The sequence below is a fragment of the Kitasatospora sp. NPDC056446 genome, from assembly GCF_042796115.1.
Classification (GTDB): Bacteria; Actinomycetota; Actinomycetes; order Streptomycetales; family Streptomycetaceae; genus Kitasatospora.
In genome coordinates, this window is sequence record NZ_JBHTRF010000089.1 from 1 (window position 1) to 24,564 (window position 24,564).

The window sequence follows — 24,564 nt, forward strand, 5'->3', positions numbered from 1 at the left end:
GTTTTTGTTTAAACCCCACGGTATTTTATCAAAAACCGGGTTTTTTGGGGGGGCGGGCCACCCCCGGGGTGCCCCCCCGGGGGTGGGGGGTTGGCGGGGTTCCCGGTTTCCGGGTCTCCCGCTCCACGTTCTCCCGGGGCCGGCCCGTAGGACGGTCGGGCTAGAAGAAGCCGACCGCGTCGGGGGAGTAGCTGACCAGCAGGTTCTTGGTCTGCTGGTAGTGCTCCAGCAGCGCCTTGTGGTTCTCCCGCCCGATCCCGGAGTTCTTGTAGCCGCCGAAGGCGGCGTGCGCCGGGTAGGCGTGGTAGCAGTTCGTCCAGACCCGGCCCGCCTGGATGGCGCGTCCGGCCCGGTGGGCGGTGTTGAGGCTGCGGGTCCACACGCCCGCGCCGAGGCCGTACTGGGTGTCGTTGGCGAGCGCGACGCCCTGGTCGAAGCCGTCGAAGCGGGTCACCGAGACGACCGGGCCGAAGATCTCCTCCTGGAAGACCCGCATCGAGTTGTCGCCCTCGAAGACGGTCGGCGTCACGTAGTACCCGCCGGCCAGGGCGCCGCCGAGGTCGGCGCGCTCGCCGCCGGTCAGCACCTTGGCGCCCTCGGCCTGGCCGATCTCGAAGTAGGAGAGGATCTTCTTCAGCTGTTCGGCGCTGGCCTGGGCACCGACCTGGGTGTCGGTGTCCAGCGGGTCGCCCTGGCGCATGGCGCGCACCCGCTGGAGGCCGTCGGCGAGCAACTGCTCGTAGATCGCGGAGTCGATCAGCGCGCGGCTGGGGCAGGTGCAGACCTCGCCCTGGTTGAGGGCGAACATCGCGAAGCCCTCGACGGCCTTGTCGTAGAAGGCGTCCGAGGCGGCGGCGACGTCCGCGAAGAACACGTTGGGGCTCTTGCCGCCGAGCTCCAGGGTGACCGGGATCAGGTTGTCGGCCGCCGCGCGGGCGATCAGCCGGCCGGTGGAGGTCTCGCCGGTGAAGGCGAGCTTGCGGATCCGGGGGCTCGTGGAGAGCGGTGCGCCGGCCTCCTCGCCGAATCCGGTGACGATGTTGAGCACACCGGGCGGCAGCAGGTCGGCGGTCAGCTCGGCGAGCAGCAGCACCGAGGCCGGGGTCTGCTCGGCGGGCTTGAGCACCACCGCGTTGCCGGCCGCGAGCGCCGGGGCGAGCTTCCAGATCGCCATCAGGATCGGGAAGTTCCACGGGATGATCTGTCCGACCACGCCCAACGGCTCGTGGAAGTGGTACGCCACGGTGTCCTCGTCCAGCTGGGAGAGGCTGCCCTCCTGGGCGCGCAGCGCACCGGCGAAGTAGCGCAGGTGGTCGACGGCGAGGGGGAGGTCGGCGGCCAGCGTCTCGCGCACCGGCTTGCCGTTCTCCCAGCTCTCCGCGACGGCCAACTGCTCCAGGTTGGCCTCCATCCGGTCGGCGACCCGCAGCAGCACCTGGGCCCGCTCGGCGGCCGGGGTGCGGCCCCAGGCGGGGGCGGCGGCGTGGGCCGCGTCCAGGGCAGCCTCGATGTCCTCGGCGGTGCCGCGGGCGACCTCGGTGAACACCTCGCCGGTGACCGGGGTCGGGTTGCCGAAGTACTCGCCGCGCACCGGGGGCGTCCATCCGCCGCCGATCCAGTGCTCGTACCGGGAGCGGTAGGCGACGATGCTGCCGGGCGTGCCGGGGGGCTGGTAGACCGTCATGCTCTGGTGTCTCCTCGCGACGTCGGGCGCCGCCTCCCGCCGGTGCGGCCGGAGGCGGCGCGCCGGACTGCCCCGGTCGGGGGCGGCCCGGCGGGAGGGTAAGGACACGCACACGGGCCGGACGCCCGCTCGGGGCGCCCGCCGTCGAGCACGATAGCCGCCGGGCGCGCGGTGCGGCTACGGTCCGTGCGCCCGGCTCGTACGGAGGGTTCGTGTTCCGGCCGTTTCTCCCGGGAGTGGCGGTCTCCCGGAGTGCGGTGGTCCGGGTGGGCGCGCTCGTGTCCGCGGGCGCCGTCCTTCACGCCTGGCGCGGGCGTCCGCGCGGGCGCCGTCCGCCGCTGGAGTGCAACCGTTCCGGGGGGCCGGCTCCTGGGGCTGGTCGCCGCGGCCGGTGCCTGTGAGCGGTGCCTGTGAGCGGCCTCCGTGACCGGCGCCGGCGGTCCGTGCCGGCGGCCAGTGTCGGCGGCCCGTGTCGGCGGGCGCGTCAGACCGCGTGGTACCGGCCGGTACGGGCTTCCCAGCTGAGGTAGCCCGCCAGCCAGGTGAGCAGTCCGTCCGCGTACCGCTGGGCGATCGCGCGTTCGATCCGGGAGAGGCCCAACTCGCGGTAGACGTCGGGCAGTCGGCCGTGCAGGTCGGCGCAGCGCTCGACCATCAGCTGGGCCTCGGCGATGACCGCCGAGCAGGCCTCCTCGGCCGAGCAGCGGCGCTCCCGCTGGACGATCATGACGAGGTTGTTGACGTCACCGCGCGGCGCCTCCAGCGGGTAGGACCGCACGTCGTTGCTGAGTGACGGTATGTCGGCTGCCAGCTGGCGGAGTTGACGCAGCACCGGGTGGTGCAGGACGGCGGCGGGGACCTCGAACTGGCCGATGCGCTCGACCATGTCGAAGATGGTCTCCATCGCCGCGGTGCCCCGTCTGAGTTCCAGGTAGCCGGCCCGGTCCGGGGGCCGGGCGGAGATCCGGCCGGCCGCCTCGGCCGGGTGACTGGCCAGGTAGTACTCCCAGTTGTACGCCGCGCGGGCCTGCCAGCGGGCGGGCATGCCGCGCGCGCTGCGGTTCCACAGGTCGGCGAACGCCGTCTCGACCGCGGAGCCCTGGTCGGGCCGGGCGCCGTGCAGGACGGCGATCAGCCGTTCGCAGATGGGGGCCACTTCCGACGGGCGGCGGCCGAGCGGGCCGTCGAACTGGTCGTCGAAGAGGAAGTAGAAGCCCATCAGGTCGGCGGCCAGGGCGAGTTCGTCCGGTCCGGCGTCCGGGTAGCCGAGCGCGGCGAGGTCCACCACCTCCCAGTGCGCGTAGCCGGGGTGGTCGGCGTCGGGCAGCAGGGGGTGGCGGACCAGCCAGTCGCGGTGCAGCGCGGTGGCGTGCGGGCCGTGCGGACTGCGGCGGTGCGGGAACGGGATCTGAAGTGAGGTGTCGTCAGACATCGGACTCCCGGTGCAGCGGAGGGTGGGGGCGCTTGTGGTTCGGGCACTGATCGTGGGGGGAGTTGATGAATCGAGGCGGAGATGGTGAGGGTGGGGTTCGCAAGATCATCTGCGCCTCGAGGGCCGTAGGGTATCTGATGTAATGATCGGACGTTAGGGATATAGGGCAATTGCCCTTGGCAAGGCGTCCGAACCCTCACCGTCCGTCCCAGCCTGCACGAATGCCGCACAGTGCGGCCCACGCAGCGCTACCCTCGGCTCCACGCAGTGATCGAGCTGTGACGTGATCGGGCGAGGCGGAGGCGCGACGGTGACCGAGCAGGAGAACGTACTTCGGGCGGGTGCCGGTTCCGGCCGGGACGAGGACGGTTCCGCGCCCCGGGTCCGGCTGCGCGACCGGGACGCCGAACTTCGCTCGGTGGAGGCCGCCGTCGACCGGCTCTGCCGCGAGTTCGCCGCCGGCGGCACCGAGATCGGCGACCTGCTCGCCTTCTCCGGCCGCCCCGGCATCGGCAAGACCAGCCTGCTGCACGAGGTCCGACGGACCGCCAAGCTGCGCGACGGCGCCACCGTGCTGTTCGCCCGAGGCGGCGAACGGCAGTTCAAGGAGCCGTACCACGTACTGCGCCAGCTGCTCCAGCCCGTGCTCAGCGACCTCAAGCCGGACGTGTTCCGCCAGGTCATGGGCACCTGGGAGGAGGTCGTCGGACCGGCCATGGGCCTCAAGCAGCCCAAGGCCGGCGCCCGCCGCCTCGACCCGCAGGGCGTCCGCGACGGCCTCGACTACGTCCTCACCCAGCTCGCACCGCGCCGCGCGCCGATGGTGATGATCGTCGACGACCTGCACTGGGCCGACGCCGAATCCCTCTCCTGGCTCGCCAAGTTCGCCGTCCGATCGGGTGAACTTCCCGTCCTGCTCGTCTTCGCCTTCCGCGAGGACGAGAGCGACTGGCCCGCCGAGACGCAGGAGTTCCGCCGGGACGTCATCGGCCTCAAGGGCCGCAGGCATGAGCTCAACCGGCTCAACCTCAACTCCGTCACCGACATGATCCGGGCCGAACTCGGCGACAAGGCCGAGGACGCCTTCTGCTACGAGTTCTGGAACGTCGTCAACGGCAACCCCTTCGAGGTCGTCGCCCTGCTCGACCAGGTCCGCGACCAGGACCTCGAACCGGTCGAGGAGAACTCCCGGCAGCTGCGCGAACTCGCCGTCGACGCCACCGGGATGACCCTCAAGAGCTGGCTGGACCGGCTCGGCGCCGCCACCCTGCGCTTCGCCTGGGCCTGCGCCATGCTGGGCACCGACATCCGGATCGACCTCGCCACCCGGATCTCCACCCAGAGCACCGAGGGCGCCCGCGACTCCATCAAGCAACTGCGCAAGCAACGCGTGCTCACCCAGGCCCCCAACGGGAACCTGGAGTTCGTCCACCCGCTGATCGGCAGCTCGATCTACAACACCATGCCGGACGCCACCCGCCTCGGCATGCACGGCATCGCCGCCGTCGAGATCGAGAACGCCGGACTCGGCCTGCTCGCCGCCTCCCGCCACCTGGTCGAGACCCACGCCGGCGAAGGCGACGACCGGATCGTCAAGAAGCTGCGCCGCGCCGCCGTCGAACACCAGCTGATCGGCGCCCCCGAGGCCGCCCAGCGCTGCCTGCACCGCGCGCTCGACGAGCCGCCCGCCGACGAGATCAAGGCCGAGGTGCTGTACGAACTCGGCTGTTCCGCCCTGCTGACCGACCCCGTCGCCACCGTCAACCAGCTCAAGCTCGCCCTCGACCCCGACGAGGTGCCGCTGCGCCCCGAACTGCGGGTGGACGCCACCTTCCGACTGTCCGAGGTGCTCGCGCACAGCGGCGAGCTGCGCCAGGCCGCCCTGGTCTGCCAGGAGGAGGCGGGGAAGACCATCGATCCGGCCGGCCAACAGCGCCTCCAGGCCGCCTCGTTCATGTGGCACGCCTTCCGCAAGTCGGAAGAGGACGGCCCGGGCCGCTCCGCCAGGCTCGGCGCGCTCTGCGACAGCCTGCCCAGCCGGGAGGCCGCCGACCGCGCCGTGCTCGCGATGCGGGCCTGGGACCTCACCCTGCGCGGCGAGCCCTCCGCCGACGCTCTGGCGCTCGCCGATGAGGTCCTCGACGGCGGCCGACTGCCCAGGGGCCTCGGCTGGACCGACACCACCTGGGGCTTCGAACTGCCCTCGATGCTCGGACTCACCTACATCTACAACGACCGCGTCGCCCAGGCCGAGCGGCTGGCCGCCGACGCCATCATCCAGTTCGAGATCGCCGGTTGGAGCGGAGCCCACCGGGGCTTCGCCTACTTCCTGATGGGCCTCGCCCGGTTCCGCCGCGGCCTGCTCGCCGAGGCCGAGGACTTCCTGCGCCGGGCGTTCCGCATCTCCGAGCGGATCGGCGAGAAGCTGCCGCTGGCCTGGGACGCGGTCGGCGTGCTGGTGGACACCCTGATCGCCCGCGGCCGGGTCGACGAGGCCTGGGAGCTGGCCAACACCTTCGGCTTCCACCCGCCGTACCACACGACGGCCATGGTCCTCCCGGACGCGGCCTCGCTGTACGGCAAGCTGCTGATCGCCAAGAACCGGCACGCGGGCGCGGCCGCCGCGCTCACCGAGGCCGGCGCCCAACTGGAGGTCCGCGGCTGGCACAACACCGTCTGGGCGCCCTGGGCCGGCCACCTCGGTGTCGCGCTCGCGGCCGACGAGCCCGAGCGCGCCCGGGAGTACGCGCGGAAGGCCGTCCAGGACGCGCGGAACTTCGGCACCGCCTCGGCGATCGGGACGGCCCTGCGGCTGCGGGCCCAGGTCGAGGACGGCCAGCAGGCGGTCGAACTGCTGGAGCAGGCCGTGGCGTACCTCGGTCAGTCGCCGGCCGGCTACGAGCACGCCGTCGCGCTGGTCGACCTCGGCGCCGCGCTGCGCCGGGTCGGACGGCTGGAGGACGCCCAGGAGTACCTGTACCAGGGCATCGAGCTGGCCCAGCACTGCTCGGCGGAAGGCCTCGTCGACCAGGCGCGGCGGGAGCTCGCCAACTACGGCCTGCGGCCCAACCGGCTGGGGCTGCGCGACTTCCGGGACACGCTCGACACGCTGAGCGGCCCGGAGCTGGAGGTCGCCCGGCGGGCGGTGCGGGGCCTGCCGCCGCAGCGGATCGCGGACGAGCTGGGCCTGCACATCGGCCTGGTCAACCGGCGGCTCGCGGCGGTCTACCGCAAGGCGGGCAGCGGGCCGGACGGACTGGCCTCGGCGCTCGGGCTGCCGCCCCAGCAGCGGGAGGCGGCCGGGGCGGAGGACGAGGAGTAGGGGAGTGGCCGGGCGGAGCGGAGCCGGGCGTGCGAGCCCGGCCCCGGCGCCCGCCGCCGTCGCTAAGGTGACGGACAGGGGGCTGCCGCGGCGACCCCCGACGGACCGGAACCGGGCGGCCGCGGTGCGCGGCGGCCGAGAGTGAGGAGCAGGCCATGGCGAGCGAGGCCACCAGCGTGCGGCACGAACCCCTCGACCCCTCGGGCGCGGGCGCCGCGATCGAGCGCTGGACGCTCACGGCCGGACCGTACGAGGCGAGCGTGCTCACCCTCGGCGCGACCCTGCACACGCTGACCGCGCCGGACCGCGCCGGGCGCTCCGCGCAACTGCTGCTCGCCACCGACGAACTGGCCCAGATCCTCGGCCCGGCCCGGCACTACGGGACGGTGGTGGGCCGGTACGCCAACCGGATCGACGGCTCCTCGGTCACCATCGACGGCGAGGAGCACCGGCTCGCCCCGACCGGCGGCGGCATGACCATCCACGGCGGGCCGGACGGCTTCGCGCACCGGATGTGGGCGGCCGAGCCGGTCGAGGGCGGGGTGCGGCTGCGGCTGCACAGCCCGGACGGGGACCAGGGCTTCCCGGGAGCGCTGGACGTCTCCGTCGACTACACGCTGGACGCCTCCGGTGAACTGGTGATCGCGTACCGCGCGGTCACCGGCAAGCCGACCGTCGTCAACCTGACCAACCACGCGTACATCAACCTTGCGGGTGAAGGCAGCGGCGACGTCCTCGGCCACCTGCTCACCCTGGACGCCGACGAGTACACCCCGGCCGACGAGCGGCAGATCCCGTACGGTCGGACCGAGCCGGTGGCGGGCACGCCGTTCGACTTCACGGCGGCCACGCCGATCGGAAAATCGGTGCACGACCGGCACCCGCAGCTGGTCGGGCCCGGGGGCTACGACCACAACTGGGTGCTGCGGGCCCGCCCGGCGGACGGCGGCCCGGCGCGGGCGGCGCTGCTGGAGGACCCGGTCAGCGGCCGCACCCTGGAGGTGCTGACCACCGAGCCGGGCATCCAGGTCTACACGGCGAACAAGTTCCAGGGCGCGGTCACGGGCGCGAGCGGTGTCCCGTACGGGCCGTTCGCCGGGATCGCGCTGGAGACCCAGCACTTCCCGGACTCCCCGCACCACCCGGCGTTCCCCAGCACGGTGCTGCGGCCGGGGGAGGAGTTCCGCTCGACGACCGTGCTGCGGCTGGGCATCGCCTAGCCGGTCACGTCAGCCGGCCGGTCGTGTTCGGCCGGTCGGCCGGGCCGGTCCGGGCGCCCGGGTCGGCCGCGCCCGGAGGACGGGTCACGTCCGGAGGTCCCGGCGCATGCAGAGCCGGGGCCAGCGGTCCAGGCCGTGCTCGGCCTCCTGGCGCCGGATCGCGCGCAGGCCCGGGGTGACCTCGTCGTCGGCCAGCGGGCGGAAGCCGCAGCGCGCGTAGTAGGGGGCGTTCCAGGGGACCTCGGCGAAGGTGGTCAGGGTGAGCGCCGGGGCGTCGGCGGTGTCGGCGAGGTGCTCGATCAGGGCCCGGCCGAGGCCCTGGCGGGCGTGGTCGGGGTGCACGGAGACCTGTTCGATGTGCAGTGCGCCGTCCACCGGTTCGGCCAGCAGGTAGGCGGCGATCGTGCCGTCGGGCGCCTCGGCGGCCAGGGCGACGCCCCGCTCCAGGTAGTGGGCCAGTTCCTCAGGTGCCGGGGGTTCGTCGTCGGCGATCTCGGTCATGCCGATCGCGGCGAAGGGGGCGCCGGCGGCCCGCTCCAGTTCGCTGAGCAGCGGAAGTTCGTCCTCGGTGACGGTTCTGATGCGCATGCGTCCAGTCTGCGGCAGGCGGCTTTCGGCCACGCAGGGTGGTCCGGTCGGCCGCCGGAGCGCTGTCCTTGCACCGTCGGAGCGCTGCCGGAGAGTTGCGGGGGCACCGGCGGAGCGCCGGGGGACAGCGGGGCGAATCGGGCAGATCGGGGCAATCGACGCAACCGTCAACTACCGTGCGGCAACGTCCAGGACACGCGGATGTAACGATCCCCATTTCTTGCAGAAACTTGCTGCAAGGACTTTCCGTCGATCTTTCACCGCTGTTAACTTCCTCCCGAGCCCGACGGCAGCAACGGTGCGGTCGGCACGAGGCAGCCATTATGCGCATGCCTCGGAACATCTCGGGCACCCCCACCCTCCCAAGGAGTTCTCATGCGGCGTGGCATCGCGGCCTCTGCCCTCGTTGTGGCCCTCGCGGTCTCGATGGCTGCCTGTGGCAGCAGCGGCTCCAGCTCCGACGGCAAGGCCGACGGGCCGGTCACCCTCACGTACTGGGACACGTCGAACGCCACCAACGAGGCGCCGAACTACCAGGAGCTCGTCAAGAAGTTCGAGGCCGCCAACCCGAACGTCAAGGTCGACTTCGTCAACGTGCCGTTCGACCAGGCGCAGAACAAGCTCCAGACCGCGATGGGCGCCAAGGGTGCTCCGGACGTGTTCCGCTCCGAGGTCGGCTGGACCGCCGCCTTCGCCAAGGCCGGCTACCTGGAGCCGCTGGACGGCACCCCCGCCGTCCCGGACACCTCGGCCTTCCAGCCGAGCCTGATCCAGCAGGCCAAGTACGAGGGCAAGCTGTACGGCGTCCCGCTGGTGACCGACACCCTCGGCCTGCTCTACAACAAGGAGCTGTTCGCCAAGGCGGGCATCACCGACGCGCCGAAGACCTGGGACGAGCTGAAGGCCGACGCCGCCGCCGTCAAGGACAAGGCCGGCGTGGACGGCTTCTGGCTGAAGGCCGCCGACGGCTACTACGCGATGCCGTTCCTGTTCGGCGAGGGCACCGACACCGTCGACGCCGCCGGCAAGAAGATCACCGTCACCTCGCCGGAGGCCGTCAAGGCCGTCGAGACCTACAAGACGATGTTCACCTCGCCCGGCACCGCCAAGGCCGACGTCACCACCGACGCCTACGCGCACATGATGGACGCCTTCAACAGCGGCAAGGTCGCGGCGATCGTCCAGGGCCCCTGGGAGATCACCAACATCTACAAGGGCTCGGCCTTCGCCGACAAGAACAACCTCGGCATCGCGGCCGTCCCCGGCGGTTCGGCCGGCAAGGGCGGCGCCCCCACCGGCGGCCACAACATCTCCGTCTACGCGGGCGCCGACAAGGCCCACAAGGCCGCCGCCGAGAAGTTCGCCGCGTTCATGACCTCGGCCGAGAGCCAGGCGTTCATCGCGCAGAAGAACTCCACCCTGCCCACCCGCTCCGACGCCTTCACGGCCGACGTCAAGGCCGACCCGGGCATCGCCGGCTTCCAGGGCATCCTGAGCAGCGCCAAGCCGCGCCCCGAACTGCCCGAGTACAGCTCGCTGTTCGCCTCGCTCGGCACCAACCTGGGCAAGGTCACCCAGGGCACCGGCACCCAGGACGCGCTGAACACCGTCTCCACCGACTACGCCAAGCTCCTGCCGGGCTTCGCCAAGTAGTCCCCGTGCCCGGCCTGCCGGCCTTCCGACCGGCAGGCCGGGCCCGTCGGTTCCCCCGAGAATCCCCCCGAGAAGGTGCAAACGATGTCAGTCGCCGTGCAGGGCGCCACCGGCAAGGGCAGCCGGGAGCGAGAGCAGCGTCCGAGCCTGCCGGAACGCGTCAAGCGCTCCTACGCCAAGCACTGGTACGCCTACGCGATGGCCGCCCCGGTCGTCCTGGTGCTCGGTGTGCTGGTGCTCTACCCGCTCGTCCAGGGCATCTGGCTCACCCTCACCGACGCCAACAGCCTCAACGTCGCCCGCAAGATCGGCGTCAACGAGATCCCGGCCAGCTACAACTTCGTCGGCTTCCACAACTACGCCGACATCCTGTGGGGCCCCGGCTCGTACGACCGCTTCTGGTCGCACTTCGTCTGGACCATCGCCTGGACGGCCGTCTGCGTCTTCCTGCACTACACCCTCGGCCTGGGCCTCGCCCTGCTGCTGAACAAGAAGCTCCGCGGCCGCGCCGCCTACCGGATGCTGCTCATCCTGCCCTGGGCCGTGCCGACCTTCGTCACCGTCTTCTCCTGGCGCCTGATGCTCGCCGACGGCGGCGTCGTCAACGGGATCCTCTCCGCCCTGCACCTGCCCGAGCCCGGCTGGCTCACCGACCCCTGGGCGCAGAAGGCGGCCGCGATCCTGGTGAACACCTGGGCCGGGGTCCCGTTCATGATGATCTCGCTGCTCGGCGGCCTGCAGTCGATCCCGGCCGAGCTGTACGAGGCCGCCGAGATGGACGGTGCCACGCCCTGGCAGCGCTTCCGGTTCGTCACCCTGCCCGGGCTGCGCACCGTCTCCTCCACCGTCGTGCTGCTCGGTGTGATCTGGACGTTCAACCAGTTCAACGTCATCTTCCTGCTGTTCGGCACCGGTGCGCCCGACGCCCAGCTGCTGGTCACCTGGGCCTACCGCCTCGGCTTCGGCCAGATCCCCCGGGACTACGCGCAGTCCGCCGCGTACGGCGTGATCCTGCTGTCCATCCTGATCGTCTTCACCGCCTTCTACCGGCGCTGGCTCGCCCGCAACGAGCAGGCCAACGGCTGAGGCCCCGGACCCAGTTGACCCACGAAGGCAGGTAACCCGATGAGCACCACCACCGAACGCCCCGCCCCGGCGGCGATCACGGCCCAGGCCGTCCGCCCGGCCAGGGTCCGCCCGCGCGGCGAGAGCAGCCCGCTGGTCCGGGCGCTCTCCCACGGCACCCTGATCGTGGCGAGCCTGATCGCGCTGTTCCCGGTCGGGTGGATCCTCTTCGTCTCGCTCGGCCCGGACAAGACCGACTACCTCCACCCCGGCCAGATCTTCGACAAGCTGACGCTGTCGAACTACCAGCACGTGCTGTCCGACACCGACTTCTTCACCTGGTTCGGCAACGCCCTGCTGGTCTCCGGCATCACCACCGTCTTCGGCGTCCTGGTCGCCGCCACCACCGGCTACGCCGTCTCCCGGATGAAGTTCCCCGGGCACAAGCCGCTGATGTGGTCGCTGCTGGTCACCCAGATGTTCCCGATCGCGGTGCTGATCGTGCCGATGTACACGATGCTCTCCGAACTCGACCTGCTGGACAGCTACACCGGCCTGATCCTGGTCTACACGACGACCACCGTGCCGTACTGCGCCTGGCTGCTGAAGGGCTACTTCGACACCATCCCGGTGGAGATCGACGAGGCCGGCCGGGTCGACGGGCTGTCCCCGTTCGGCACCTTCTGGCGGCTGGTGCTGCCGCTCGCCCGCCCGGGCCTGGCGGTCGCGGCCTTCTACTCCTTCCTCACCTACTGGGCCGAGGTGCCGTTCGCCTCGACCTTCATGCTCAGCTCCGACAAGTACACGCTGGCCGTCGGCCTGCAGACCTTCGTCAGCGAGCACGACGCCCAGTGGAACCTGATGGCCGCGACCGCCGTGCTGATCGCCATCCCGTCCGCGGCGTTCTTCTACCTGGTGCAGCGCCACCTGGTCACCGGCCTGACCGCCGGTGCCTCCAAGTCGTGATGCCTCGCGCCCACCACCCCGCGCGCAAGGCTCCCCGCTCCTCCGATCCCCGAGGGATACCGTCCATGACCCAGAACCTGGCCGACACCTCCCGGCCTGCCGCCGAGACCGCTCACGAGGCGGCCACCCCGGCTCCTGTGACTGGCGGCGCGGCCAGAGACTGGTGGCGGGACGCGGTCATCTACCAGGTGTACCCGCGCAGTTTCGCCGACTCCAACGGTGACGGCATGGGCGACCTCCCCGGCATCCGCAGCCGCCTGCCGTACCTGCGCGACCTCGGCGTGGACGCGGTCTGGCTCTCGCCGTTCTACGCCTCCCCGCAGGCGGACGCCGGCTACGACGTCGCCGACTACCGCGCGGTGGACCCGATGTTCGGCACCCTGCCGGACGCCGACGCCCTCATCCGGGACGCGCACGAGCTGGGGCTGCGGATCATCGTCGACCTGGTCCCCAACCACTCCTCGGACCAGCACGAGTGGTTCCAGCGCGCCCTGCGCGAGGGCCCCGGCTCCCCGCTGCGCGACCGCTACCACTTCCGGCCCGGCAAGGGCGAGAAGGGCGAACTGCCGCCCAACGACTGGGAGTCCATCTTCGGCGGCCCGGCCTGGACCCGCACCGAGAACCCGGACGGCACCCCCGGCGACTGGTACCTGCACCTCTTCGCCCCCGAGCAGCCCGACTTCGACTGGGACAACCCGGCCGTCGCCGACGAGTTCCGCTCGATCCTGCGGTTCTGGCTCGACATGGGCGTGGACGGCTTCCGCATCGACGTCGCCCACGGCCTGGTCAAGGCCCCCGGCCTGCCCGACCTCGGCGGCGCCGACCAGCTCAAGCTGCTCGGCAACGACGTCATGCCGTTCTTCGACCAGGACGGCGTGCACGAGATCTACCGCAGCTGGCGCGGCATCCTCGACGAGTACCCGGGGCAGCGGATCGGCGTCGCCGAGGCCTGGACCCCGACCGTCCAGCGCACCGCCAACTACGTCCGCCCCGACGAACTGCACCAGGCGTTCAACTTCCAGTACCTGGGCACCGACTGGGAGGCCGCCGCGCTGCGCGAGGTGATCGACCTCTCGCTCGACTCGATGCGCCCGGTCGACGCCCCCACCACCTGGGTGCTGTCCAACCACGACGTCACCCGGCACGCCACCCGCTTCGCCAACGAGCCCGGCCTCGGCACCCAGATCCGCACCCCGGGCGACCGTCCGCTGGGCCTGCGCAGGGCCCGCGCCGCCACTCTGCTGATGCTCGCGCTGCCCGGCTCCGCGTACGTCTACCAGGGCGAGGAGCTCGGCCTGCCCGACGTCACCGACCTGCCCGACGAGGTGCGCCAGGACCCGTCGTTCTTCCGCCAGGCCGGACAGGACGGCTACCGCGACGGCTGCCGCGTGCCGATCCCGTGGTCCGGCACCGAAGCCCCGTACGGCTTCGGCCCGGTGGCCGGCGGGCCGTCCTGGCTGCCGCAGCCCGCCGAGTGGGCCGAGCTGAGCGTCGAGGCGCAGACCGGCGACCCGTCCTCCACCCTGGAGCTCTACCGCAGCGCGCTGGCCGTCCGCCGGGCCCGGACCGACCTCGGCGCCGGCACCGGCGTCGAGTGGCTCGACGGCCCCGAGGGCACCCTCGCCTTCCGCCGCGGCTCCTTCGTCTGCACCGTGAACACCACCGGCGCACCGGTCCGGATCGCGGCCCCGGGCACGCTGCTGCTCGCCTCGGCCGAGCTCGTGGTGGACGGCGGCGAGACGGTCCTCGCTCCGGACAGCACCGGCTGGTGGGCGGTCTGACGTGGTTGCAATAGGCTCTGGGACCGTGACTACGGCGCGACTCTCAGACATCGCGGCGCAGGCGGGGGTCAGCGAAGCCACCGTCTCCCGCGTACTCAACGGCAAGGCGAACGTCTCCGCCGCCACCCGGCAGACCGTGCTGGCGGCGCTCGACGTGCTCGGATACGAGCGGCCGACCCGGCTGCGCCAGCGCAGCGCCGGGCTGATCGGGCTGATCACGCCGGAGCTGAGCAACCCGATCTTCCCCGCGCTGGCGCAGGTGATCGAGCAGGTGCTCAGCCGGCACGGCTTCACCCCGGTGCTGTGCACCCAGACCCCGGGCGGATCCACCGAGGACGAACTGGTGGAGATGCTGGTGGACCGGGGCGTGGCGGGCATCGTCTTCGTCTCCGGACTGCACGCCGACACCACCGCCGATCACGACCGCTACGCCCGGCTGTCCGGGCGCGGCGTGCCGTTCGTGCTGATCAACGGCTACAGCGAGAAGATCGACGCGCCGTTCATCTCGCCGGACGACCGGGCCGCGATGTGGATGGCCGTCCAGCACCTGGCCGAACTCGGGCACGAGCGGATCGGGCTGGCCGTCGGGCAGCGCCGGTACGTGCCGGTGCTGCGCAAGATCGAGGGCTTCACGGCGGCGCTGCGCGAGGTGCTCGGGCGCACCCGGGAGGAGGCCGAGGACCTCGTCCACCACACGCTGTTCAGCGTGGAGGGCGGGCACGCGGCGGCCGGTGCGCTGCTCGACAAGGGGTGCACGGCGATCGTCTGCGGGAGCGACATGATGGCGCTCGGGGCGATCCGGGCGGTGCGGCAGCGCGGGCTGTCGGTGCCGCAGGACGTGTCGGTGGTCGGCTTCGACGACTCGCCGCTGATCGCCTTCACCGAACCGCCGTTGACGACGATCCGGCAGCCGGTCGAGGCGATGGCCACGGCGGCGGTGGACGCGCTGCTGGAGGAGGTCGGCGGGAACGCCGTCCAGCGCGGCGAGTTCATGTTCCAGCCGGAGCTGGTCATGCGCGGTTCCACCGGGGCCTGCGCGCGCTGAGCGCCGGCCCATGGGCCAAGGGACGGGCCCCGGAGGGCAGTTGCGCTCCGGGGCCCGTCGGCGTGCCCGCGCTCGGCCGTGCCTGCGGTCGGCCGTTCCCGTGGTGGGTTGTGCCCGCGCTCGGCCGTGCCTGCGGTCGGCCGTTCCCGTGGTGGGTTGTGCCCGCGCTCGGCCGTGCCTGCGGTCGGCCGTTCCCGTGGTGGGTTGTGCCCGCGCTCGGTCGTGCCTGCGGTCGGCCGTTCCCGTGGTGGGTTGTGCCCGCGGTGGGTCGTGCCCGTGGTGGGCGTGCCCTCGGTCGGCCGTGCTCAGCCGCGCTCGTGGTCGGTGGGGCGGTTCCGGGGGAGGCGGTCGGCGTCGGAGGCGTCGCCGGTGCGGGTCTCGGTGCGGCGGCCGCGGGCCAGGTAGTCGCGCAGGACCAGTTCGACGGCGTCCTGCGGGCTCTTGGTACCGGAGAGCAGCATCGCGTCGATCGCGAGGTTCGCGTCGAGGGTGACGGTGACCTGGGCCATGTGACTCCTCCTCGGGTGCAGAGCAGCAGCATGCCCGTCGGGGCGGGCTTTCGCCACGGGGATTCACCGGATACGCCGGAACCCCCGGGGAGAGCGACCAGACTCTCCCCGGGGGTGGCGGGTGGTCAGCGTTCCGGCGGATGGCGAGGGCTGACGGGTAACAGCTGACAGATGTTGAAATCTGTCTTCTGTTATCTGAAATCCGTTCGCTGTCCGCTGTCCGCTGTCATCCGTCGGCCTACGGCGGTTCGCCGTAGGCCGCTCGGCGTTCCTCAGACCCGGCCGGCGAAGTCCGGGGCCCAGTTGGCGACGGTCTGCTCGCGGACGCCCGAGCTCGGGTTGGCGGCCTCGACGTACTTGCCGCCGCCGACGTAGATCGCGACGTGGTAGACGCCCGAGTCCTTGCCGTTGTTGGACCAGAACAGCAGGTCGCCCGGCTGCAGGCTGTCCAGCGAGACGTGGGTGCTGGCGGCGGCCTGGTCGGCGGCGACGCGCGGGACGGAGACGCCCGCGGCGCGCAGCGCGGCCTGGGTCAGGCCGGAGCAGTCCCAGCCGCCGTTGCCGGTGCCGCCGTAGACGTAGGCCTGGCCGACCTTGGACTCGGCGAAGGAGACCGCGGCGGCCATGCTGCCAGTGGCGGCCGGGGCCGGGGCCGGGGTCTGCGCCGGGGCGGACGGCTTGGCGGCCGGGGCCGGGGTCTGCGCCTGGGCGGCCGGCTTGGCGTTCACGGCGCCGCCGTTCGTGGTCTGGCCGGACTTCTGCGAGCGGTTGAACCAGGTGAAGTCCGAGCCGGACGTGGCCGAGGAGGCGGACTGGTCGGCCGAGGCCGACTGCGGGGCCTGGCCGCGGTCGTTGAACGACAGGTGCTGGCCCGGGTAGATGGTGTCCGGGCCCTCGGTCAGGGTGCCGCGGTTGAGGTCGTACAGCCGCTGCCAGCCGCCCTGGACGTTGTTCTTGTCCGCGATGGAGGACAGCCAGTCGCCCGCGACGACGGTGTAGTCGCCGCCCTGGGCCTGCTGCTGGCGCTTCTGGGCCCAGGTGCTCGTGGCCGAGTCGGTGGCGGCCTGGGCGTCGCCCTGGGCGGGCGCGGCCGGCTTGGCGGGCTTCGCGGCCGGGGCCTGGGACGGGGCCTGGGACGGGGCCTGAGCCGGGGTCTGGGAAGGCGCCGGCTTGGCGGTGGGCTTGGCGGCCGGGGCGGCCGGAGCCTGGGCCGGGGCGGCCGGCTTGGCGGCGGCCGAGGTGTCGACGGACGCCGAGGCACCGCCCTTGGTCAGGCCGGCCTGGACCGAGCAGACCGGCCAGGCGCCGGGGCCCTGCGAGGCCAGGACCTTCTCGGCGACGGCGATCTGCTGGTCCTTGGTGGCCAGGTCGGCACGCGCGGCGTAGGCGGTGCCGCCGAAGGCCGCCCAGGTGCTGGAGGTGAACTGGAGGCCGCCGTAGAAGCCGTTGCCGGTGTTGATGCTCCAGTTGCCGGTGCTCTCGCACTGGGCGACCTTGTCCCAGGTGGCGACGGAGGCGGCGGAGGCGGTGCCGGAGGTGAGGCACGGGACGGTGAGGCCGACGCCGGCGACGCCGATGGCGGCGATCACGCGACGGGTGCGGCTGGACAGGCTGGTGCCATTGGTGGGCAGCATGAGAACGCGGTCCTCTCCCACGCCTGCGAGGTGAGCTGTCGGATTCGGGCTGGAGTTGCCCGGCCGCACAAGGCGGCTTCACCCCTAGCCCTGAACCGTTCCGGGAACGGTCCGGGGCGACTTACCTGTGGGTCCCCCGCTCCTGCCGTGATGCTTTCGCACTGCCGGAAACATCCGACGGCAGGACTCGGCGTCGCGGATGAACCGGGTTCGTGTGGTCACGAACGGGGAGCACGTTAAGCAGACTTAAGTTCAAACTGCAAATAGCTGTGACGCACATCACGGTTTAGTGGGAACCGCCAAAATAGCTGGCAATCATGATCGGAAATGATCGTCTTCGGGCAATGATGTTGCGGATACCCACAACTGTCTTTGTCTCAGAAATTCCGTGACGGCGCGTCGGAGTGCGATAGGGCGCGGTTGTGAAGCCGGGGGAGCGGTCGGGATTCGAGCGCCGAAGGGTGCGCTCGCCATTTCCTTGTAAATGGCACCAGAACGGACATTCCATTCCATTGCCCGCCCGACTCCCATAACCGCCGCGACCCCGCGCGGTGCGGGAAGGCAAAGCACAGGGCCCGGAACGGCGATCCGTTCCGGGCCCTGCGTGCGCCGAAGGGCGCGGTGTCCTCGTGGGCGACTACTGCCCGGCGGGCCCCTCGGCGGCCGCGTGGGCGCCGCGGGCGCCTCCGGTGGCCCCTTCGGCCTCGGCGGCGGCCGCCGCCTCCGCCTCGGCCCGCGCCAGGTCCTCCGCGGACGGCGTGGGCAGCGCGGCCAGGTAGGTGGAGGCGATCAGCTGGCCGACGGTCGGGTACGCGCCCAGCGGCGCCGCCGACGGGCAGCCCGTCTCCTCGGCGGCCGTGGCGAGCAGCTCGGAGTCGGCCTCCGGGCCGATCACCAGCGGAGCCAGGGCCGGGCGCTGGGAGCCGGTCTCCTTGAGGTGGTTGACGGCCGCGGCGACCGAGCCGGGCACGTCGAGCGCCGCGGAGACGACGGGGACGGCCAGGCGGGCTGCGAGCAGCACACCGGTGATGCCGGCCGCGGCGGCCGCGTCCTCGCCGCCGACGGTGGTCAGGACCACGCCGTCCGCGGCGGTCGCGATGGCGAACAGCCGGGCCCGGTCGGCGCGGGCGAGGCCGGCCTCGGACAGTCGGACGTGCACGGCCTCGGCGAGCAGCGGGTGCGGGCCCAGCGCGTCGGTGACGGGGGCGCCGTACTCGGCGGCGAGCGCGTGGAGTTCGGTCAGGAAGTCGTGCGGGCCCGGCACCAGCGGCACCAGGACGGGCATCGGCAGCCCGGCCTCGGCGGTGCGGGCCAGGATCTCGGCGACGGTGCGGTCCTCGTCGCCCGCGCCCTCGGCGGACCCGCCGGAGAGGTAGCCGGCCGCGGCCTGGACGCCGTTCTGCTCGCTGCGGATGATCGAGAGCAGTTCCTCGACGACCGTGCGGGACTCGGGCCCGGCGGTCGCGGGTACGGCGAGCACCAGGGCCTGGGCGCCGGAGGGGATCTCGGGGCGCTCGGGACGACGGTGGCGCCCCCGCGCACGGGAGCCTGGAGTGCGGACGGGCAGTGGCGCGCCCGGGATGGCTGCGGTGCTCATGCCGGAGATCGTAGGACATCGGCCCGTCAGGCCCGCAGTCGGCTGCCGTGCGGGCTTCGCGCGGCCGCCGTGCGGACCCGGCGCCGACCCGGTGCGTCGTACGTACCGGTCCGGGTGGTTTGCCTACAATCCGGACATTCCTCGCCCGACTCCCGGGTGAGGGTCGGTCATTGCCTTGACGCGTCCGGTGGGGCGCCGCGTTCCGTCTGTGGCGCGTGAGATGTCTCACAGGCGGGAGCTCGTCTGACGGAGGGTCACGACGGTGCGACTCCCGGCGTCCGAAGATCAACATTCAGCGGGGGGCCGCTCACGGCCGGTTATCGGGGGGTCGGCGATTCAGTCGGCTATGTCCGTTTACGTGCCGTCAGGAGAAGGTCCCGTGAAGAGTTCGGGACCGCGGGTGAAAGGCCTCGTGCACCTGCACTGTCCCGTGCTGATGCACGTGCACTGCGGCTATCATCGCGTCAAGTGAGGCGTTGTGCCGGGCCGGTACGGGGCCGGTCCGTTCGTTCGGCGGTGCCGGGGGCGCCGCGCTGGACGACAACTCCGGAGCTCTTCGGGAGATTTCTATGCACGACTCGCAGGACACGCACGGCTCGCTCGACACCTTCAACGGGATGGCCGCGGCCGATCTCACGGGGGTGGTCTGGCAGAAGAGCCTGCACAGCAACTCCCAGGGCAACTGCGTCGAGTTCGCGGCCCTGCCGGGCGGCGATGTGGCGATGCGCAACTCGCGCTTCCCGGACGGACCGGCGCTCATCTACACCCGGGCCGAGATCGCCGCCCTGCTGCTGGGGGCCAAGGACGGGGAGTTCGACCACCTGGCGGTCTGACCGGCCGCCGTGCTTCACCATCTGGGGGCCGTCGTGGGTGCCGACACCACGACGGCCTTTGTCTTGTGCCGGCGTCCGCTCCGCCCCCGCCCGTGCGGCGGCCCGTTGCGCCCGCGCGGCGTCCGGTTCCGGTCGTGCGGCCGCCCGTTCCACTCGCCCGCGCGGCGAAAACCCGTTCCGCCGGGACGAAGCGACGACCTGCCAGGCGGGCCGCCCGTCGCCCGGGGGCGAGCCGGCGCTCTCCCGGGGTGAGCCGTCCGCCGTCCGGGGTGAGCCGTCCGCCGTCCGGGGCGAACCGTCGGTGCGACGGGGCGAGCCGTGGACGGGACCAGGTGGACGGGGTCGGGGCGTGGTCCTCCCGGGGGCTCCTCCGACCGGCCGCGCGCCGTCCGGCCCCGGCCGTCCGACCCTAGGCCGAGCGCCGGTGCCGTCCACCGACATCGACCGGTCCGCCGAGTGCGTCGAGTGCCGAACGTCCGCCGAGCTCCGGGTGCCCGTCGAGCGGGCCGTCCGCCGGCTCCGCCTCGAACAGGGCCCAGACCACCTTGCCGCTGCCCAGCGGGTGCCAGCCCCAGGAGCGGCTGAAGGACTCCACGAGGTGCAGTCCCCGGCCGGATTCGGCGACGAAGTCCGCCTCCCGGGCCACCGGGCCGATGCTGCTGGGGTCGCTCACCGCGCAGACCACCTGGGGTGCGCGGTGCACCAGGCTTATTCGGATCGGCAGCCGGCCTTCGGGCGTCGGCTGTATGGGAAAGTCGTACTCGCCCAGGGCGCCGCCCGACGGGTCGGGCCGTGCGCCGATCGCATGCCGCAGCGCGTTGGTCACGAGTTCCGAGGCCACCAGCGCGACGTCGTCGAACAGCTCCGGCAGTCCCCAGCGCTGGAGCGTGGTCCGGGCGAAGTCGCGCGCGGTTCTGACTGCTTCGAAGCGAGGAGCGAGCGTACAGGTGACCACATGGGGGTCAACCGCCAAAGCCGTACCGGTGCTCATGAAGAGCTCCTCCCATAAGGGGGCGGACACGGCTGGACCCGCCGGGGTCATGCCGGTCACCTCCGACTCGCTCGGCCGCTCGGCCGCCCCCTCGACCAGGCGCGCGCGCACTCGAACGCCCGATGGCGCGGGGGACGCCGTCGGGCCGGTGCACGGAGTCGCGCGTGGGGTCGACGCGGAGCCCGCGGGATTGCCAGGGATGTGCAGGTGCACGTGCACCATGGTGGTGTGCGCTCACTGCAGATGCAAGAGTCGATTCACGTGCAGTCGCACTATTGGCATATGCAAGCGCCGGATGCACGTGCATCCTGGTGTGCGGAGTGCAGAACTGATAGGAACATCCGTCAGTATCGGCACCGTGAGCGCTCAACTGATGGCAGACTGTGCGCTGTTTGCCCTAGGTGGAGGTTTCGACCGCATGACCACAGTTCAGCCGGGCGGCGGCTCGATGGTCCGCCGGATCCTCCTCGGCTCGCAGCTGCGTCGCCTTCGTGAGGCGCGCGGCATCACCCGCGAGGACGCGGGCTACGCGATCCGGGCTTCCGAGTCCAAGATCAGCCGCATGGAACTCGGCCGCGTCAGCTTCAAGGAGCGCGACGTCGCCGACCTGCTCAGCCTGTACGGCGTCGACGACGGGATGGAGCGGGAAGCCCTGCTCGGCCTGGTCCGCGAGGCCAACAAGTCCGGCTGGTGGCACAGCTTCAACGATGTGCTGCCGGGCTGGTTCCAGACGTACGTCGGCCTGGAGGAGGCCGCCCAGCTGATCCGCACGTACGAGGTGCAGTTCATCCCCGGCCTGCTGCAGTCCGAGGAGTACGCGCGGGCGGTTTTCGGCCAGAGTCGGCCGGTGATCAGCGAGGAGGAGGTCGAGCGGCGGGTCAGCCTCCGCCTGCGCCGCCAGAAGCTGCTGGCGGAGGGCGCCAATCCGCGCCTGTGGGCGGTCATCGACGAGGCCGCGCTGCGCAGGCCGGTCGGCGGGCCCAAGGTGATGCGCGGTCAGGTGCAGTACCTGATCGACGTCGCCGAGCAGGCCAACGTGGTGATCCAGGTCATGCCGTTCCGCTTCGGCGCGCACGCGGGCGAGTCCGGGGCGTTCACGATCCTGCGCTTCCCCGAGCAGGACCTCGCGGACGTGGTCTACCTGGAGCAGCTGACCAGCGCGCTCTACCTGGACAAGCGCGACGACGTCGACGCGTACATCCAGGTCATGGAGCGACTCTGCGTGGACAGCCTCACGCCGGAGCGCACCATAGACCTGCTCGCCTCGATCCTGAAGGAGCGCTGAGCCGCTGCCGCCCGGGGCCCGTGAGGTCCCTCCCTCGGGAGCCCCGGCAGCAGGCCGCCACTGGCAGGCCGCCCACCCGTCGTCAACCGCGGGCCGGCGGCCTTTCGCGTTCCGGGGGCCCGGCCTGCGGCGGGCGGCCCAGGTGCCAGGCGAGGTCGTAGCGGCGGAAGAGGTCGGCCCGGATCGGGGCCAGCGGGATCTCGGCGCCGGGCAGCAGCACTCCTATGCAGCCGCCCATCAGCGCGCTGCGCAGCACCGCGTGCTCGGCGACCGGGTCCGGCGCGCCCCAGTCGTCCAGTAGGCCCTGGAGGATGGCGCCGAGCTGCTGCTGCTCCGGGTCCTGGACGAAGGCGCCGGTGTCGGGGTCGAGGATCAGCGCGAGGTGGGAGCGCATCACCCGGGGGTGGTCCATCGCCAGTCCGAGGACGGTGTCGATGGCGCGGGCCAGTCGGGCCTCGGGGGAGGCGCCGGGCGCGAGTTCCGCGAGCGCGGTGGAGAGCGACTGGTGCATCATCCGGTGCGTGGCGGATTGCAGGAGCAGCCGTTTGCCGTCGAAGTAGTACGAAAGCAGGCCGCGGGCGAGCCCGGCCCGCTCGGCGATGTCGGTCAGCGTGGTGCCCGCGTAACCGCGCTGGTCAACCAGTTCGACGGTGGCCCGCATGATGCGTCGGCGGGAGCGTTGCCGCATCTCCTCATTGACCGACTCCCCGCGAGGTGCCATCGTGTCTGCTCCGAACGTTCGTTGGCTCCGGGCCAATATACTGGCGGAGCCGACAGCCGCACCGTGCGACCGTGCCCCGACGGGGCGCCGCCCGGGCGGCCGGTACCAAGACGGCCGGCTCCACCAACACGGGGGTTTGGTGGAGCCGGCGCCATTGTCCGAGAAGCCGGGGTCGGCCTCGGGCGGGGCCCAGGGATCAGCGTTCGGTCAGGACTTCGGTCCGGGCCACCGGCGACCCGACTGACGGATAATCATAATCAGGCACCGACACCGGTGCTGAATTCCGGCGCCGTCCCACCAGGGCCCCGGCCGCCGCGACCACCAGGCCGACCAGCGCGACCGCCGCGACGAACACCAGCGCCGGCCGGTAGCCGTCCAGCTGGGCCTGCGGACTGTCGCCGCCCGCGCTGCCGGCCGTGATCATCGCGGTCGCCCCGGCCAGCACCACCGCGGTGCCGACCTGGATCGCCGTGTTCACCAGGCCGGAGGCCAGGCCCTGCTCCTCGTCGGCCACCCCGTCGGTGGCCGCGATGTTCACCGAGGGGAAGGCGAGCGCGAAGCCCACGCCGAGCAGCAGCATCGAGGGCAGCACCAGCGCCACGTAGGAGCTGTGCTCGTCCAGGCGCAGGAAGAGGGCGAAGGCGCCGGTCAGGGCGAGCAGGCCGATCGGAAGCAGCCGCGCGGTGCCGAAGCGGTCCACGATCGGGCCCATGAACGGGGCCGAGAGGGCGATGAACGCTCCGGCCGGCAGCAGTCCGAGGGCCATCTGCAGGGCCGACCAGCCGAGCAGGTGCTGGAGGTAGAGCGTGACCACGAACTGGAACCCGCCGTACGCGCCGGTCATCGCGAAGGCGACCACGTTGGCCCGGGCGACCGAGCCGTTGCGGAAGATGCCGAGCCGGACCAGCGGGTGGGCGGTGCGGCTCTCGACAACCAGGAAGGCGGCGGCCAGCGCGGCGACCACGACCAGCGAGCCGAGCGTGCGCGGGCTCAGCCAGCCGGCGCCCTGCGCCTCGGTGACGGTGAACACCAGCAGCAGGACGGTCGCGGTGCCGGTGATCGCACCCAGGACGTCGTAGCCGCCCTTGGCGGGCGCCTCGGTCGGGCGGGGGAGCAGACGGACCGCGAAGACCAGGGCGAGCAGCGCCACCGGGACGGGCATCAGGAAGGTCCAGCGCCAGCCGACCGAGGTGAGCAGCCCGCTCAGCACCAGGCCGAGCGAGAAGCCGCTGGCGCCGCAGGTGGTGTAGATCGACAGCGCGCGGTTGCGGGCCGGGCCCTCGGCGAAGGTCGTGGTGATGATCGACAGTCCGGCGGGGGCGGTGAAGGCGGCGCTGACGCCCTTGAGGAAGCGGGCCGCGATCAGCAGGCCGCCGTCGTCGACCAGGCCGCCGAGCAGCGAGGCGGCGGCGAAGGCGCCCAGCGCGACCAGGAAGACCCGGCGGCGGCCGAGCAGGTCGGCGGCGCGGCCGCCGAGCAGCAGCAGGCCGCCGTAGCCGAGCACGTAACCGGAGACGACCCATTGCAGGGTCGAGGTGGACAGGTGCAGCTCGGAGCCGATGGACGGCAGGGCCACGCCCACCATCGAGACGTCCAGGGCGTCCAGGAACATGGCGGCGCAGAGCACGATCAGGGTGCCCCAGAGGCGGGGGGTCCAGTGCGGCCCGCCGGTTGACGGGGCGTCGGGGGGCGAGACGGTCGCGGTGGTCATGGGGAGGACAGTACATGCGCATGCATTCAATGCAAATGAATTAGATGTGAACGCAATAGTTTCCTCTGCACGTGCTAGGGTGGCCGCGTGGCTGAACTCGACTCCCCGGCGGAGGCCGGTCTCGTCGCGCAGTGGCGCGAGCTGCTGGCCCGGCACGCCGCGACCGCCTGCCTGCTCGATCGCGAGCTGGGCGACCGGTTCGGGCTGGGCATGAGCGAGTTCGAGGTGCTGGAGCGACTCGTGGAGGGGTGCTCGGGCGCCGACCACGCGCTACGGGTCAGCGAACTGGCCCCCACCGTCCACCTGAGTCAGAGCGCCCTGTCCCGGCTGATCGCCCGCCTGGAGAAGGCCGGCCTGGTCGTCCGGGCGATGTGCGAGAGCGACCGGCGGGGCATCATGCTCACCCTGACCGACGCCGGCCGGGAGCGGTACGAGCAGGCCAGGCCGCTCCACCGCGAGGTGCTGGACCTGACCCTCGGCGACCTGCCCGGCGGGGTCTGTCCGGGGTCGCAGCCGAGCTGACCGGG

19 protein-coding genes and 1 riboswitch are annotated in these 24,564 nt (G+C 72.1%); of the genes, 10 read left to right on the plus strand and 9 right to left on the minus strand.

What is annotated here, in order from left to right; translation table 11 throughout:
• Positions 1-160: 160 nt before the first annotated feature.
• Together ACFQ6N_RS34785 and ACFQ6N_RS34790 are read right to left on the minus strand one after the other, a co-directional pair.
• The gene (locus ACFQ6N_RS34785; protein WP_380657827.1) at positions 161-1,684 is read right to left on the minus strand and encodes an aldehyde dehydrogenase family protein; all 1,524 of its coding nucleotides are present in this window, start codon (positions 1,682-1,684) and stop codon (positions 161-163) included.
• Positions 1,685-2,168: 484 nt separating this feature from the next.
• On the minus strand, positions 2,169-3,116 hold the full coding sequence (locus ACFQ6N_RS34790) for a terpene cyclase (protein ID WP_380657829.1): 948 nt from the start codon (positions 3,114-3,116) through the stop codon (positions 2,169-2,171).
• A gap of 310 nt (positions 3,117-3,426) precedes the next feature.
• Between ACFQ6N_RS34790 and ACFQ6N_RS34795 the strand changes: the two genes are divergently transcribed.
• Both ACFQ6N_RS34795 and ACFQ6N_RS34800 read left to right on the plus strand, forming a co-directional pair.
• Entirely contained in the window at positions 3,427-6,438 is a 3,012-nt protein-coding gene (locus ACFQ6N_RS34795; protein WP_380657830.1) for an ATP-binding protein, read from the plus strand.
• Positions 6,439-6,593: 155 nt separating this feature from the next.
• Positions 6,594-7,658, plus strand: a complete 1,065-nt coding sequence (locus ACFQ6N_RS34800) for an aldose epimerase family protein (protein ID WP_380657832.1) — start codon at positions 6,594-6,596, stop codon at positions 7,656-7,658.
• 84 nt (positions 7,659-7,742) lie between these two features.
• On the opposite strand, the gene ACFQ6N_RS34805 is transcribed toward ACFQ6N_RS34800, so the two are convergent.
• Entirely contained in the window at positions 7,743-8,246 is a 504-nt protein-coding gene (locus tag ACFQ6N_RS34805) for a GNAT family N-acetyltransferase (protein WP_380657834.1), read from the minus strand.
• A 375-nt stretch (positions 8,247-8,621) separates the two neighbouring features.
• On the opposite strand from ACFQ6N_RS34805, the gene ACFQ6N_RS34810 reads away from it, so the two are divergent.
• The 5 genes from ACFQ6N_RS34810 to ACFQ6N_RS34830 all read left to right on the plus strand — a co-directional run bounded on the left by ACFQ6N_RS34810 (position 8,622) and on the right by ACFQ6N_RS34830 (position 14,756).
• Positions 8,622-9,899, plus strand: coding sequence for an extracellular solute-binding protein (locus tag ACFQ6N_RS34810; RefSeq protein ID WP_380657836.1), 1,278 nt, complete (start codon positions 8,622-8,624; stop codon positions 9,897-9,899).
• 84 nt (positions 9,900-9,983) lie between these two features.
• Positions 9,984-10,985, plus strand: a complete 1,002-nt coding sequence (locus ACFQ6N_RS34815) for a carbohydrate ABC transporter permease (protein WP_380657838.1) — start codon at positions 9,984-9,986, stop codon at positions 10,983-10,985.
• Positions 10,986-11,024: 39 nt separating this feature from the next.
• Complete coding sequence (locus ACFQ6N_RS34820; RefSeq protein ID WP_380657840.1) at positions 11,025-11,930, plus strand: sugar ABC transporter permease; 906 nt, start codon at positions 11,025-11,027, stop codon at positions 11,928-11,930.
• A gap of 65 nt (positions 11,931-11,995) precedes the next feature.
• A complete protein-coding gene (locus ACFQ6N_RS34825) occupies positions 11,996-13,711 on the plus strand; it encodes a glycoside hydrolase family 13 protein (protein ID WP_380657841.1) in 1,716 nt (571 codons plus the stop codon).
• 25 nt (positions 13,712-13,736) lie between these two features.
• Positions 13,737-14,756, plus strand: coding sequence for a LacI family DNA-binding transcriptional regulator (locus ACFQ6N_RS34830; protein WP_380657842.1), 1,020 nt, complete (start codon positions 13,737-13,739; stop codon positions 14,754-14,756).
• Positions 14,757-15,061: 305 nt separating this feature from the next.
• Here the strand turns inward: ACFQ6N_RS34830 and ACFQ6N_RS34835 are convergent, their stop codons facing one another.
• The 3 genes from ACFQ6N_RS34835 to ACFQ6N_RS34845 form a co-directional block, all read right to left on the minus strand.
• The gene (locus ACFQ6N_RS34835) at positions 15,062-15,265 is read right to left on the minus strand and encodes a hypothetical protein (protein ID WP_380657843.1); all 204 of its coding nucleotides are present in this window, start codon (positions 15,263-15,265) and stop codon (positions 15,062-15,064) included.
• Positions 15,266-15,537: 272 nt separating this feature from the next.
• The gene (locus ACFQ6N_RS34840) at positions 15,538-16,899 is read right to left on the minus strand and encodes a transglycosylase family protein (RefSeq protein WP_380657844.1); all 1,362 of its coding nucleotides are present in this window, start codon (positions 16,897-16,899) and stop codon (positions 15,538-15,540) included.
• A 7-nt stretch (positions 16,900-16,906) separates the two neighbouring features.
• Positions 16,907-17,070, minus strand: a riboswitch (cyclic di-AMP (ydaO/yuaA leader).
• A gap of 466 nt (positions 17,071-17,536) precedes the next feature.
• Positions 17,537-18,496 (minus strand): sirohydrochlorin chelatase, encoded by a 960-nt coding sequence (locus tag ACFQ6N_RS34845; protein WP_380657845.1) that lies wholly within the window; start codon positions 18,494-18,496, stop codon positions 17,537-17,539.
• A gap of 569 nt (positions 18,497-19,065) precedes the next feature.
• Between ACFQ6N_RS34845 and ACFQ6N_RS34850 the strand changes: the two genes are divergently transcribed.
• A complete protein-coding gene (locus ACFQ6N_RS34850) occupies positions 19,066-19,329 on the plus strand; it encodes a DUF397 domain-containing protein (protein WP_380657847.1) in 264 nt (87 codons plus the stop codon).
• 409 nt (positions 19,330-19,738) lie between these two features.
• Here the strand turns inward: ACFQ6N_RS34850 and ACFQ6N_RS34855 are convergent, their stop codons facing one another.
• On the minus strand, positions 19,739-20,320 hold the full coding sequence (locus ACFQ6N_RS34855) for an ATP-binding protein (protein ID WP_380657849.1): 582 nt from the start codon (positions 20,318-20,320) through the stop codon (positions 19,739-19,741).
• Positions 20,321-20,738: 418 nt separating this feature from the next.
• On the opposite strand from ACFQ6N_RS34855, the gene ACFQ6N_RS34860 reads away from it, so the two are divergent.
• Positions 20,739-21,605: a helix-turn-helix domain-containing protein gene (locus tag ACFQ6N_RS34860; protein ID WP_380657851.1), complete on the plus strand. Its 867-nt coding sequence runs from the start codon at positions 20,739-20,741 to the stop codon at positions 21,603-21,605.
• Between the two features lie 82 nt (positions 21,606-21,687).
• On the opposite strand, the gene ACFQ6N_RS34865 is transcribed toward ACFQ6N_RS34860, so the two are convergent.
• Both ACFQ6N_RS34865 and ACFQ6N_RS34870 read right to left on the minus strand, forming a co-directional pair.
• Positions 21,688-22,293: a TetR/AcrR family transcriptional regulator gene (locus ACFQ6N_RS34865; RefSeq protein ID WP_380657853.1), complete on the minus strand. Its 606-nt coding sequence runs from the start codon at positions 22,291-22,293 to the stop codon at positions 21,688-21,690.
• A 229-nt stretch (positions 22,294-22,522) separates the two neighbouring features.
• Entirely contained in the window at positions 22,523-24,037 is a 1,515-nt protein-coding gene (locus tag ACFQ6N_RS34870) for an MFS transporter (protein ID WP_380657855.1), read from the minus strand.
• Positions 24,038-24,124: 87 nt separating this feature from the next.
• On the opposite strand from ACFQ6N_RS34870, the gene ACFQ6N_RS34875 reads away from it, so the two are divergent.
• Positions 24,125-24,559, plus strand: coding sequence for a MarR family winged helix-turn-helix transcriptional regulator (locus tag ACFQ6N_RS34875; protein WP_380657857.1), 435 nt, complete (start codon positions 24,125-24,127; stop codon positions 24,557-24,559).
• The last annotated feature ends 5 nt before the right edge of the window (positions 24,560-24,564 follow it).

Excerpts from the sequence above, each read along its gene's own strand:
- ACFQ6N_RS34785 (WP_380657827.1), bottom strand. The coding sequence starts at position 1,684 with ATGACGGTCTACCAGCCCCCCGGCACGCCCGGCAGCATCGTCGCCTAC.
- ACFQ6N_RS34790 (WP_380657829.1), bottom strand. The coding sequence starts at position 3,116 with ATGTCTGACGACACCTCACTTCAGATCCCGTTCCCGCACCGCCGCAGT.
- ACFQ6N_RS34800 (WP_380657832.1), top strand. The coding sequence starts at position 6,594 with ATGGCGAGCGAGGCCACCAGCGTGCGGCACGAACCCCTCGACCCCTCG.
- ACFQ6N_RS34805 (WP_380657834.1), bottom strand. The coding sequence starts at position 8,246 with ATGCGCATCAGAACCGTCACCGAGGACGAACTTCCGCTGCTCAGCGAA.
- ACFQ6N_RS34810 (WP_380657836.1), top strand. The coding sequence starts at position 8,622 with ATGCGGCGTGGCATCGCGGCCTCTGCCCTCGTTGTGGCCCTCGCGGTC.
- ACFQ6N_RS34815 (WP_380657838.1), top strand. The coding sequence starts at position 9,984 with ATGTCAGTCGCCGTGCAGGGCGCCACCGGCAAGGGCAGCCGGGAGCGA.
- ACFQ6N_RS34820 (WP_380657840.1), top strand. The coding sequence starts at position 11,025 with ATGAGCACCACCACCGAACGCCCCGCCCCGGCGGCGATCACGGCCCAG.
- ACFQ6N_RS34825 (WP_380657841.1), top strand. The coding sequence starts at position 11,996 with ATGACCCAGAACCTGGCCGACACCTCCCGGCCTGCCGCCGAGACCGCT.
- ACFQ6N_RS34835 (WP_380657843.1), bottom strand. The coding sequence starts at position 15,265 with ATGGCCCAGGTCACCGTCACCCTCGACGCGAACCTCGCGATCGACGCG.
- ACFQ6N_RS34840 (WP_380657844.1), bottom strand. The coding sequence starts at position 16,899 with ATGCTGCCCACCAATGGCACCAGCCTGTCCAGCCGCACCCGTCGCGTG.
- ACFQ6N_RS34845 (WP_380657845.1), bottom strand. The coding sequence starts at position 18,496 with ATGAGCACCGCAGCCATCCCGGGCGCGCCACTGCCCGTCCGCACTCCA.
- ACFQ6N_RS34850 (WP_380657847.1), top strand. The coding sequence starts at position 19,066 with ATGCACGACTCGCAGGACACGCACGGCTCGCTCGACACCTTCAACGGG.
- ACFQ6N_RS34855 (WP_380657849.1), bottom strand. The coding sequence starts at position 20,320 with ATGAGCACCGGTACGGCTTTGGCGGTTGACCCCCATGTGGTCACCTGT.
- ACFQ6N_RS34860 (WP_380657851.1), top strand. The coding sequence starts at position 20,739 with ATGACCACAGTTCAGCCGGGCGGCGGCTCGATGGTCCGCCGGATCCTC.
- ACFQ6N_RS34865 (WP_380657853.1), bottom strand. The coding sequence starts at position 22,293 with ATGCGGCAACGCTCCCGCCGACGCATCATGCGGGCCACCGTCGAACTG.
- ACFQ6N_RS34870 (WP_380657855.1), bottom strand. The coding sequence starts at position 24,037 with ATGACCACCGCGACCGTCTCGCCCCCCGACGCCCCGTCAACCGGCGGG.